Source organism: Mesoplasma sp. JKS002658 (assembly GCF_023566355.1).
GTDB classification, from domain to species: domain Bacteria; phylum Bacillota_I; class Bacilli_A; order Mycoplasmatales; family Mycoplasmataceae; genus Edwardiiplasma; species Edwardiiplasma whartonense.
The window spans coordinates 99,752-111,684 of record NZ_JAKNSW010000001.1; the positions used below are offsets into that span (position 1 = coordinate 99,752).

9 protein-coding genes and 10 tRNA genes are annotated in these 11,933 nt (G+C 34.5%); 18 read left to right on the forward strand and 1 reads right to left on the reverse strand.

Annotated features, from left to right (window positions below; translation table 4 throughout):
* Positions 1-8 precede the first annotated feature (8 nt).
* The 16 genes from potB (at position 9) to LD125_RS00540 (ending at position 9,088) form a co-directional block, all read left to right on the forward strand.
* Positions 9-1,043, forward strand: coding sequence for a spermidine/putrescine ABC transporter permease (gene potB, locus LD125_RS00465; protein ID WP_250137616.1), 1,035 nt, complete (start codon positions 9-11; stop codon positions 1,041-1,043).
* A complete protein-coding gene (gene potCD, locus LD125_RS03850) occupies positions 1,004-4,057 on the forward strand; it encodes a spermidine/putrescine ABC transporter permease/substrate-binding protein (protein WP_250137615.1) in 3,054 nt (1,017 codons plus the stop codon). The genes potB and potCD overlap by 40 nt, the downstream gene beginning before the upstream one ends.
* Before the next feature lie 75 nt (positions 4,058-4,132).
* Positions 4,133-4,208: transfer RNA gene (locus LD125_RS00475), tRNA-Cys, on the forward strand.
* A gap of 569 nt (positions 4,209-4,777) precedes the next feature.
* Positions 4,778-4,854, forward strand: a tRNA-Arg gene (locus tag LD125_RS00480).
* Between the two features lie 62 nt (positions 4,855-4,916).
* A tRNA-Pro gene (locus tag LD125_RS00485) sits at positions 4,917-4,993 on the forward strand.
* Positions 4,994-5,005: 12 nt separating this feature from the next.
* Positions 5,006-5,081 (forward strand) — tRNA-Ala (locus tag LD125_RS00490).
* 12 nt (positions 5,082-5,093) lie between these two features.
* Positions 5,094-5,170: transfer RNA gene (locus LD125_RS00495), tRNA-Met, on the forward strand.
* An 8-nt stretch (positions 5,171-5,178) separates the two neighbouring features.
* Positions 5,179-5,256 (forward strand) — tRNA-Ile (locus tag LD125_RS00500).
* A gap of 48 nt (positions 5,257-5,304) precedes the next feature.
* Positions 5,305-5,397: transfer RNA gene (locus LD125_RS00505), tRNA-Ser, on the forward strand.
* A 13-nt stretch (positions 5,398-5,410) separates the two neighbouring features.
* Positions 5,411-5,486 (forward strand) — tRNA-Met (locus tag LD125_RS00510).
* 4 nt (positions 5,487-5,490) lie between these two features.
* Positions 5,491-5,567 (forward strand) — tRNA-Asp (locus LD125_RS00515).
* Between the two features lie 8 nt (positions 5,568-5,575).
* Positions 5,576-5,651 (forward strand) — tRNA-Phe (locus LD125_RS00520).
* A 106-nt stretch (positions 5,652-5,757) separates the two neighbouring features.
* A complete protein-coding gene (gene nagB / locus LD125_RS00525) occupies positions 5,758-6,486 on the forward strand; it encodes a glucosamine-6-phosphate deaminase (protein WP_250137613.1) in 729 nt (242 codons plus the stop codon).
* Between the two features lie 5 nt (positions 6,487-6,491).
* On the forward strand, positions 6,492-6,995 hold the full coding sequence (locus tag LD125_RS00530; protein ID WP_250137612.1) for a Pycsar system effector family protein: 504 nt from the start codon (positions 6,492-6,494) through the stop codon (positions 6,993-6,995).
* Between the two features lie 14 nt (positions 6,996-7,009).
* Positions 7,010-7,744: an adenylate/guanylate cyclase domain-containing protein gene (locus LD125_RS00535; protein WP_250137611.1), complete on the forward strand. Its 735-nt coding sequence runs from the start codon at positions 7,010-7,012 to the stop codon at positions 7,742-7,744.
* 39 nt (positions 7,745-7,783) lie between these two features.
* Positions 7,784-9,088, forward strand: coding sequence for a thymidine phosphorylase (locus LD125_RS00540; protein WP_374982318.1), 1,305 nt, complete (start codon positions 7,784-7,786; stop codon positions 9,086-9,088).
* Between the two features lie 52 nt (positions 9,089-9,140).
* On the opposite strand, the gene LD125_RS00545 is transcribed toward LD125_RS00540, so the two are convergent.
* Positions 9,141-10,127, reverse strand: a complete 987-nt coding sequence (locus LD125_RS00545; protein ID WP_250137609.1) for an aldo/keto reductase — start codon at positions 10,125-10,127, stop codon at positions 9,141-9,143.
* A gap of 201 nt (positions 10,128-10,328) precedes the next feature.
* Between LD125_RS00545 and tpiA the strand changes: the two genes are divergently transcribed.
* Positions 10,329-11,075, forward strand: coding sequence for a triose-phosphate isomerase (gene tpiA, locus LD125_RS00550; RefSeq protein ID WP_250137608.1), 747 nt, complete (start codon positions 10,329-10,331; stop codon positions 11,073-11,075).
* 28 nt (positions 11,076-11,103) lie between these two features.
* Entirely contained in the window at positions 11,104-11,922 is an 819-nt protein-coding gene (locus LD125_RS00555) for a Cof-type HAD-IIB family hydrolase (RefSeq protein WP_250137607.1), read from the forward strand.
* Positions 11,923-11,933: the final 11 nt, after the last annotated feature.

Below are 11,933 nucleotides of genomic sequence, written 5' to 3' on the forward strand. Positions count from 1 at the left end.
TTGGATCAGTGGCAAAAACAAAATCAGAAGCATTAGAACCAGTAACAATTACAAATAGTGAACAAACTTCAATGCCAGCACTAACAATGGAAGAGTTAAACGCTGGTGATACAGTTCAAGCGCCTAAAAAATGAAAACAAACCATTAATCATTCTTTGGAAACTTTGCAAAACACGAAGTTTTCAAAGTTGTTTTACAACCGAGTTTGACCATACTTATCACCTTTTATGGTGGTAATGATTTTTTTAGTAATTCTGCCTTTAATTGCGATTATTATTTATTCTTTTATTAAGCCAACTGGGGATTCGATTCAATTCCAATCAACCTTTGCTCATTTTATGGAAATGTTTACCAATCAAGGGGTAATGATTGCTTTGGGATTATCAATTGCTTATGCTTTAATTGCTTCAATCTTGTGCGTCATTATTGGTTATCCAATTGCCTATATTATGGGGCAAATGCGCTCAAAGATTTTTGCAAGAAACATTTGGGTGTTGGTGACTTTACCAATTTGAATTAGTATGTTGTTAAAAGTTCTTGGACTTCAATCATTTTTTTATTTGCTTAGTCCAATTTTTTTGGGTACACCAATTGCTGTCATTGTAGGGATGGTTTATATGTTCTTACCTTTTGCAATCACACCAATTTATGATGCGATTATTGCAAGAAACGTGGATTTAGAAGAAGCAGCAATGGATCTTGGGGTTAGTCGCACCAAAACTTTTTTCACCATTACTTTACGAGAAACAATGCCAGGAATTTTAACTGGATTTTCTTTGGTGATTGTCCAAGCAGCCACTTCTTTGATTGTGGTCCATTATTTAGGAGCAGGAAAAATTACCCTAATTTCATCAGTAATTGAATCCTACTTCTTTAAAGGATCGAACTTTGGTTATGGTAGTGCGATTGCCGTCGTCTTAACCATTATGATTTTCTTATTGATGTTAATCATTCGTTTATTTTCTAACCGAATTGAAAAAAGAGGAAGGGGTCATCGTCGCTCATGAAAAAACTGGTGAAAAGCTCGTACTTCGCGATTATAATGTTGTTTATTTATATCCCTGTAGTGATTATGGTTATTTTCTCATTCAACTCTGGGGATACAGTTTTTAATTTCGTTCATTTTTCAGGTAAAGCTTATGATGATTTTGTCCATAACTCGCCGTTTGTTAAATCAATTATTACTTCGTTATTTGTCGCTGTCGTTTCAACCCTGATTTCTTTAATAATTGGGGTTGCTGCAGCAATTGGGTTATCAAAATGTAAACCTTTGAGTCAAAAAGCTTGGTTTGGGATAGCCAACGTTCCTTTGATTAATGCTGATGTGGTGACAGCGGTGTCTTTGATGATTATTTTCTTGTTAGCAGGAATGAAGTTTGGCATCGGAACCTTGTTATTTGCCCATATTTCGTTTAACGTTCCTTATGTGTTAATTACTGTAATGCCTCGGTTGCGAAAAGTTGATCCTTCAATTTTAGAAGCGGCTCAAGATTTAGGTTCAAAACCTTACCAAATTTTGTGAAAAGTGGTTTTACCAATTCTAAAACCAGCGATTATTACTGCTGGAGCAATTGCTTTTTCAATGAGTTTTGATGATTTTATTATCTCTTATTTTACAGGTGGTTCGCAAACTAACGTTTCTACTTTTATTTATACAGCGAAGAAAATTAAACCCTTTATCTATGCGTTTGGAACTTTATTAGTAGCAGTGATTATTTTTGCAATTTTGGTGTGAAACGTTTTTCAAACTATTAAGAACAAAAACAAAAAAACTGAAGAAGAATTACGTCAAGGTGATTATAAAACTCCCCAATTTGACCGTTATTATAAAAAACTTAACCAAGAATACTTGATTTTAAATACTAAAAAAGTGATGCACCACTCTTGACGAATTGATCTTTGAATTCGGTATTGATGAATCAAGTTATTAATCAAGGTTTATTTACTAAAAAACTACGGGAAAAGAATTTCGCGTTTAGAGTGAAAACAATATGAAATTCGTAACGAAATTCGTAATGAAAAACGTTATTACTCACGGTTGGAAAAAACTAAGAAAGCAATTGTTAAAGTTCGCAAGGATTTAAAAAAGAAGAGTAATGATTCGAAGAAAAAACAACGTTTAAAAAATCAATTAATTCGTCTCTTGGACCGCAAAAAAGAGTTAGAAGCAGAAATTGAGTGAATGGAAAATCGTGACGAAAAAGCTGCTCGTCATGCTGCTCGAATCCAACGTCAAATTGATCGTTGGGTTAAAGAATTTGAGCAAGGTAAACAAGAAAAAACCCTTTCAAAAAAAGATCTTGTTTGGTATAAGAAAAAGATTAAGGGTCTAGAACAATGAAAGCTTGAAGTTGAAGAAGGGAAAAATCATTATCGTTTACGCAAAACTACCAAGAAATTAAACGAATTGCGAGATTTAAAGAGTAACAAGATTGAAGCGTTAAGCACTCGTCTTGAAGTTTTAAACGCGCAGTTATACCTTTGAAAAGATATCACTGATGACTATGATAAAACAATTAATCAAAGTCAGGGTCAATTAGAAATTGTCATGTTGCAAGCGTATCGAAACCACCACTTGGAGGCAACGTTGAGCAAAGTTGAAGTTAAAATTCTGCATCTAGAAAAAAAAGTGACGCATTTACAAACTAAAGTTGATCGAAAAGCAGTTAAAGTTTTGAATTTAGATAGTCAAGGTAATAATCGTCCTAAGGTTAAAAATTGGTGACAAAAATCTTGAAAAACCCTAGGTGTATTTGTCATTGCTCTGGGAGCTTTTTCAGGATTGACTGTTGCTTATGTTAAGAACAATATCTATGATTTAGTGGTTGCTAACTGGGGAGAGTATATTGATCCTGAATTGATTAACAAGTTTCAAAAAACAACAGGTTATAAAATTAACTACCAAACTTTTGACGCTAATGAAACTTTGTACAACAAGTTATATACTTTTACTTATGATTTAATGGTTCCTAGTGATTATATGGTCCAGAAGTTAGCTGATGAAAACAAACTATCCTTGGTTGATTGGTCAAAACTAAATATTCAAAAACCAACTCAAGTGATTAGTAATTACCTTGATGACACGATTAAAGTGCCAAGTGATGAGGCTACTAAGGAAGTAATTAATAGTAGTTTAACCACTTTAATGAGCAAATCAGTGGTCAAAGAAACTGATGAAACTACAGGAGAACAATACAATATTTTAGATTATGCCATTCCTTACTTCTGAGGTGATTTAACCCTAGTTTTTAACCAAAATAATCCCAAATTAAACAACTTCTTAACCAGTTATGGTTTAACTGTTGATGATAACAATCAAGTTCAACCAAAAAACAGCTCATTGGATTGACAAATTATTAAAGCAGCAGGACAAGCTGGTTTAAATGTCCAATTAAACAATGATCCTAAAAACATCTTTATGATTGGTGCAGAAATCTTGTATGGTCGCACTAATTTAAAAACAAATTCAGAAGTTGATCAAGCTTATAGTTATTTGCGAGATTTGATTAAAGATAAACATATTAGTTTGGCTGAGGGTGATAGTTTAATTACCACCGTGGAAGAAGGTCAGTTTGACATTGCATTAATGTATAACGGGGATGCGTTATTCTCGCAATTAAACCGGGATCTAAAGAAATTACCGACTGATTTTGCTTATGGAAGGGTCAAAGCAGATGCCTTAACTAGTCCTTTAGCAGGGGTTGGAACAATTAACCAACGAACCAATGTCTACTCTGATAATATGGTTATTGCTAAAGATGCTCACCATAAACAAGCAGCATATGATTTTATTAACTTTATTTATAATGCTAAAAACGCTACAGCCAACTCAAGTTATGTTGGCTTAGCCTCACCACTTGATAGTGTCTTAACTGATTTAAGTAATACTAGTGTTGATGATGATGGGTTTAGTGAGTATAAGAACTTATACCAACCCATTGCTGTTGATGCAAGTTATTATAGTGGTACTGAACCATTAGCATTTATTAATAACAATGAGGTTGATGCTTATCTGGTGAAGAAGTTCAACGATTTATTAACCAGTATAAATTATTAGTCAATAAAAGAACTAATCAAGATTTAGTCTTGTAGTTTGACCTAATTATTTTTATAATAATTAGGTCTTTTTATTGGTACTATAGCCAAGTGGCCTAAGGCATGGGTCTGCAACACCCTGATCATCGGTTCGAATCCGATTAGTACCTCCATATTTAGTTAATTACAAAAGTACTTTTTAAGTACTTTTTATTTTGTTTTGACTCACAACAAATTGGAATTAGTTATAATAAAAGTATGTAAGAGGAGAGAAAGAAATATGTTTGAAAATAAGAGAGAGAGAGAGATTACTAAGAGAAGAAATTAGACATAAGATTCTATTGGTAAATGTTGATCGAAGTTATCCAAAAATGGGGAATTTTTATCTGGCAGCAAAGGAAGCTTGGCGGGTAAATGAGAATCGCGCAAAAGAGGTGGATTATGTTTGTGCTGTTTATCAGAATATAATTTGTAAAACCTTTCGTCCTACCAAGTGATATCGTTTTCCTGAAAACGGGAACCGATGAGGTTTTGATGGCGATTCTGTTAATCATTCTATTTACGATAATAAAGACGTTGGTCATTTGGTAAATTGAGTAGGAGGAAATCCGGTTAGGTTCCTCTAATATCGTGATAAAAAGTAAATTATTACTTGCTTTATTTTCTGATTGTTTGCTATAATCTTATAGTCATTAAGAGATGATAGGTATAAAGAAAATTTAAAGTTTAAGTTTATTTACATGCGCTCGTAGATCAATTGGATAGATCGTTTGACTACGGATCAAAAGGCTGGGGGTTCGAGTCCCTTCGAGCGCACCATTTTGAAATTACTTGTCATTGTTGTTTGATTTTGTTAAATGATGCAATGGCAATTTATTTTTCGGGAAGTGGCTCAGCTTGGTAGAGCATTCGGTTTGGGACCGAAGGGTCGCAGGTTCAAATCCTGTCTTCCCGACCATTTCAATATTTTGGGCCCTTAGCTCAGCTGGGAGAGCACCTGCCTTGCACGCAGGGGGTCGTCGGTTCGATCCCGATAGGGTCCACCATTTTTATATTTTGGCGAGGTAGCTCAGTTGGTTAGAGCGTTCGGTTCATACCCGAGAGGTCGAGAGTTCAAATCTCTCCCTCGCTACCATTATTCAAGGACCTTTAGCTCAGGTTGGTTAGAGCATCCGGCTCATAACCGGACGGTCATTGGTTCAAGTCCAATAAGGTCCACCATTTTTTTTAGACAATAAAATGGACGTGTTGGAACATTCTTTTTATTTTGGAAGATTACCCAAGTCTGGCTGAAGGGACCGGTCTTGAAAACCGGGAGTCGGGGAGACCCGAGCGGGGGTTCGAATCCCTCATCTTCCGCCATTTATCTTTATATCGCGGGGTGGAGCAGTTGGTAGCTCGTCGGGCTCATAACCCGAAGGTCGTTGGTTCAAGTCCAGCCCCCGCAACCACAGTGGCTCCATAGCGAAGCTGGTTATCGCGCCTCCCTGTCACGGAGGAGATCACGAGTTCAAATCTCGTTGGAGTCGCCATTTTTTATGGTTGTGTAGCTCAGTCGGTAGAGCAGCAGATTGAAGCTCTGCGTGTCGGCGGTTCAATTCCGTCCACAACCACCACACAAGCAATTGATGATTTTAAAAGGTACCTGATTGGTACCTTTTTTCTTTGTTTGCTTTTCTTTCTAAGTTAAAATAAAGGTGAAAATAATAAAGGAGCAAAACAATGGAAATTATCACTTTAAATGATCCCTTAGCAGTTGGGAAAAAGACTGCTGAAATCTTTATTAAAGCAATTGAAAAAAAACCAAATGCAATTTTAGGATTAGCAACTGGTTCGTCACCATTACCAACTTATCAAGAGTTAATTAAGGCTCACAAAAATCATCAAGTATCTTTTAAAAATGTCAAAACTTTTAACTTAGATGAATATGTTGGTTTAAAAGAAGGTGACAGTCATTCTTATCGTCATTTTATGAACGAAAACTTGTTTAATCATCTTGATATTCACAAGCCAAATACCCATATTCCTAGTGTTAAACACGAAGCTTTGGATCATCCCGAGCAATATGATGAATTGATTAAACAAGCTGGAGGAATTGATGTGCAATTATTAGGTTTGGGAGTCAATGGTCACATTGGGTTTAACGAACCAGGAACCAAGTTTGATTCGTTAACAAGTGTAGTTAATTTAACTCCTTCAACCATTGCGGCAAATGCGAGATTCTTTAAAAACGAAAGCGAAGTACCTACTAAGGCAGTTTCAATGGGTTTAGGATCGATTATGCAGGCAAAGAAGATTGTTTTGATTGCTACAGGTTTAAATAAGAGTGAAGCGATTAAACATTTAGTCGAGGATGCTCCTAATGAAAATTGACCAGTGACGGTTTTAAAGAATCATCCTAACGTGACGATTATTATTGATGAACAGGCAGCAAGTCAAATTAAGAAATAAAATTTATGGATGATAAAGAAGTTACAAACAAGTATCATCTGATACTAGAACAAATAAAAAGACAAATAGATAGTTTTGATGCAAAAGCAAACATTTTGTTAGCCATTTCAGGAATTCTTTCAACAGTTAGTGTTTCTTTGCTACCAGTAACAATTAAGCATAGTACACAGTTATCTTTTTTAATTCTCTTGGTGATTTATACATTTCTACTTATTGGCTCAATTTTTAGTTTTATCTTAGTTGTTATTCCGAGAAAAAGAAGCAAGAAGATTAAAAAAATTCAGACAAATTCTAATTTATATTATTGAGATCTTGCTGATGCCGAACCTAGTGAGATTAGGACAGAAATTCAAAAAGTTGATTTGTATCATGATGATTTGACAAAGCAAATAAAAATAAACTCAATGGTCGCAAAGAGAAAACATAAGTTATTGGTGTTTGGTATTGAGCTTTTGATAGTTTCTTTGTTGTTGATGTTTATAGCAATAATGGTTCACGTGTTTGTGTAAGGGAGAAAAAAGAGATGAATAATTGTGATTACAAAGATGCCAAGAAGCGAATTAATGACATATTAAATTCCAGAACAGATGTTGAAAGAAATGTCAAAGAAATTCCGAAAGATGAATCGGCATTTAGTTATAAGAATGGAATAAAGGCTTGAGTTGGTGCGCTTTTTGTTGATATTGTTGATTCTACAAATTTATTTAAAAATGAGAGTGAAGAAAAAATAGCACGAATGATGCGAGCTTTTTGTCAAGAAATCATCAGAATTCTTGATCAAAATCCTAATTATCGAGAGATTGGAATTCGTGGAGATTGTGTTTATGCTATTTATAACTGTCCATACAAAGACGATATTGGTTCCATATACGATGATGCGGTGACGGTAAATACATTTAATAATATGTTTCAGAAATTACTTGAGAATATTAATTTTCCAACATTTGATATTGGTATAGGTATTGGTGCCTCTGAAGCGTTGATTATCAAAGCAGGTAAAAAAGGAACTGGAATTAGCAATAATATTTGAATTGGTGATGCAGTTATTGATGCTTCTAAATTGTCTTCTGAAGCAGGAAGAAATGATTATAGAAAAATTATGGTCTCGAATACTTTTTATTCAAATCTCGATGAATATTTTAAAAATAGTTCTGAAAATGATTATTTCGGACGAATATATTCAAATAAATTAAAAACTTATGTTTATCAAGCGGATGTAATTTGAAGAGATATGACTGAATGAATAAAAACATTTTAAAGAAGTAATAGTTTATTAAAAGATTAAAGGAGGTAAATCATCATGCGCATGATTGATATTATTGAAAAGAAAAGAGAAAACCAAGTTTTAAGTGAAGCAGAAATTAATTTTTTTGTGGAAGGGTATGTTCATGATCAAATTCCTGATTACCAAGTTTCTGCCTTACTAATGGCAATTTATCTTCAAGGAATGAACGATGAAGAAACAGCTTTTTTAACTAGTGCTTATGCTAATTCGGGTGACACTTATGATTTAAGTGATATTCAAGGTTTTAAAGTTGATAAGCACTCTACGGGAGGAATTGGGGATAAAATCACTTTAATTTATTCTCCTTTAGCAGCAAGTTATGGTTTAAAGGTGTGTAAGTTAGCAGGAAGAGGACTTGGACCAACTGGAGGAACAATTGATAAGTTAGAGTCATGTCCAGGATGACAATGTGAGCTATCAGTACCTGAATTTAAAGAAGTGATTAATAAAGTAGGGATGTCAGTGATTTCTCAATCTGAAAACATGGTTCCTGGGGACAAAAAGATTTATGCTTTACGAGATGTAACTGCTACGGTTGGCTCACTACCTTTAATTGCTGCATCAGTGATGAGTAAAAAACTAATTATTCCCGCTGATGGTTTGGTTTTAGATGTAAAGGTTGGTGATGGTGCTTTTATGAAGAATCTTAATCAAGCTGAAGCATTGGCGAAAATCATGATTGAAATTGGTCATCGCCACCATCGAAAAATGGCGGTAATGCTTTCAAATATGAATAAACCATTAGGAAAAACAATTGGTAATGCTTTAGAAGTTAGAGAAGCTTGAGATACTTTACACGGCAAAGGACCAGATGATTTAAATGAAGTGGCAGCAACTAGTGTTGCTTTGAGTTTGGTTCAAGCAGGACTATTTGAGGATATAGAGACTGCAAAAAGTGATGTGTTCCAGAAAATGCAAAGTGGTGAAGCTGCTCATTATCTGAAGGATTTTATCCAAGCTCAGGGTGGTGATTTTAGTGTGATTGAAAATTATGATCAAAACTTTAAGACTACTCAAGCAATTGAGATTAAAGCTGATAAAGAAGGTTATTTACAGTTCCTTTCTGCAGGAAAACTAGGAACGGTTTCAATGAAACTTGGAGCAGGAAGAGAAACAAAAACTGATGCGATTGATTTTGCTGCAGGAATTGTTTTAAATCATCAAAATGGAGAGTTAGTCAAAAAAGGTGAAGTGGTGATGACTCTTTATACCAATAAAGCTTTCAACCAAGAATTTGTTGATGATGCGAAAGCTACTTTTGAATTAATTTCAACCTCAAGTGCTGAACCTGCGATTTTAAAAATTATTGCTGATTAAGAGGACAAACAAAAAAACCAAGGTTTAGATAAAACACCTTGGTTTTTTTGTTTTATTTATCAATTTGTGATTCAGCAAAGTCACTATAACGATGACCAAGAATTTTGATACTATCTAAATGTTTTTCAATATCACTTAATTCTTGAGGAGTAAATTCAATTGCTGCAGCAGACAAGTTTTCTTCTAAGCGATTGACTTTTTTTGTTCCAGGAATTGGCACAAATCAAGGTTTTTGAGCTAGAATTCAACCAATTGCAATCGCTGCGGGAGTGGATTGTTTTTTATTTGCTAATTCTTTAACATAGTCGACTAGTTTCATATTTGCTTCAAAGTATTCAGGATTATTAAAACGAGGAACTGTATTTCGATAATCTCCTTCACCAAAAATTTGTCCTGGCTTAACTGTTCCAGTCAAGAATCCTTTTCCTAATGGACTGAAAGGTACAAAACCAATTCCTAACTCTTCTAAAGTAGGAATAATTTCTTGTTCTGGTTCACGTCAAAACATTGAATATTCACTTTGTACAGCAGTAACAGGGCAAACTTGGTGGGCCTTACGAATCGTTTTTGCTGAGGCCTCACTTAATCCTCAATGACGAATTTTACCTTCATCCATTAGTTGCTGCATTACTTTGGCTACTGTTTCAATCGGAGTGTTGGGATCAACTCGGTGTTGGTAGAATAAATCAATATAGTCAGTTTGCAAACGTTTTAATGAGCCTTCTATCGCGCGACGAATATTAGCTTCACTACTATCTAATCCAGTGACTTGATCACCTTCGTATTTAAAACCAAATTTAGTAGCAATTACTACCTTGTCGCGGTAAGGTTTTAACGCTTCACCAACCGCCTCTTCGTTAACAAAAGGTCCATAAATTTCTGCTGTATCAAAGAATCTAACGCCCTTATCATATGCTGTTCTAATAAATGTAATCGCTTCTTCTTTAGTGGGAAAAGGAGGGAATGAAAAACTCAATCCCATACATCCTAAACCAATTTCAGAAACAATTAAACTTTTTCCTAAAGTTCTTGTTTTCATTTTTTCACCTCGATAAGATTGTAAACGTTTTATTTGTTAATGTGCTAACTAGCAAAAGAAGCGTGGTTTGGAATAGTGTTAAAGTTCTTCGACTGGTAATTTTCAAACTACTTACCAACAACTTAAAATTATAGTCATTGTGGTCTTAATGTTATAATTAGAGAGTTAAAAAAGTATTTTAAAAACGAAAAGGAAAAGAGAATGAAAAACAAAGTTATTTTTGGAAACTGAAAAATGAACGGAACTAATGCTGACATTAAAGCCTTCTTAAAAACAGTTGATAAGAAAGCAAAAAATGATAAAGTAATTGCTGGGCTAGCAGTTCCTTTCACTGCTTTAGAAACTGCGATTAAAAAAGCAAAAAATATTAAGATTGCTGCAGAAAATGTGCACTGAGCAGAAAATGGAGCTTACACTGGTGAAGTTTCAATTCCAATGTTACAAGAATTGGGAGTAGAATATGTCGTAATTGGTCACTCTGAACGTAGGGAAATGTTTGGTGAAACTGATGAAGCAGTTAATAAAAAAGCGCTTGCCTTGTTAAAGGCAGGAATGGTGCCAATTTTGTGTTGTGGAGAAACTTTAGAAACTTATGAAAACAAGAAAACTAATAAGTTCGTTTCTGATCAAATTAAAAAAGGATTCAAAGATATTTCTGCTGAAGATGCTAAAAAAGTAATTGTTGCCTATGAACCAATTTGAGCAATTGGTACAGGTAAAACTGCTACCCCTGAAATTGCTCAAGATGTTTGTGCAACAATTCGTGAAACTTTAGGAAAGGTTTATAACAAAACTATTGCTAAAGAAATTGCGATTCAATATGGTGGTTCAGTGAAACCAGCTAACATTAAAGATTTAATGAAACAAAAAGATATTGATGGCGCTTTAGTTGGTGGAGCTTCTCTAATTGCTGAAGATTACCTTGAATTAATCAACTATAACAAATAATTTATTACAGATAGATAGGATTTAGTCGATGGAGATTAAACTATTAGTTTTAGATATGGATGGCACTACCTATTATAAGGGTGGTGAGATTGTTCCTGCTAATGTCAAACCAATTCAAACCGCTTTAAAGCAAGGGGTGGAAGTGGTGATTGTGACTGGTCGCCCCGCCTTAGCTCCTCAAAATAAGTTGGTGGAAAATGGGTTTGCTTTTCAAAATGCGATTATCGCTGCTTGTAATGGAGCTTGTATCTATGATTTTGTTGAGGATAAACTTTTAAAATCAAGTTCAATTCAAGGTGATCAAGCCCAAGTATTGTTTGATTTAATTACCAAATTTCCTGAAGTTGAGCTCTGAGGTTATGTGGATAATTTAACCCAAGTAGTTCATACCAGAAACGACCATCATACTTCTGGTTGAGAATTTGAAAGTCACTTTTTTCAAGGAGAATACTTGTGATATCAAAATGTTAAGTCTCAGATTAACCAAATGCAGTTTTTTAAGTTTCTTGCTTTTAATGTGAGTCAAGAATTTCTGCAAGCAATGCAAGAATTGAACTTTGAGACTGCTTTATCAGCAAGTGACCAAACTTTAGAGATTAATGCTCAAGGAATTAATAAAGCGTTTGCAGTGAAGTGAATCGCTCAACAGTTGAACATTACTCCTGATCAAATTATGAGTATTGGGGATGGAATGAATGATTTGCCAATGATTGAATATGCCTCTCATGGAGTAGCGTTAAAAAATTCAGTTGCTGCAGTGCAAAAGGCTGCTGCAATCCATATTGATAAAACTAATGTTGAAGGTGGAGTTGCTGAAGCGATCAACCAGTACATATTGAAAAAGTAAGAAAGAAGGAT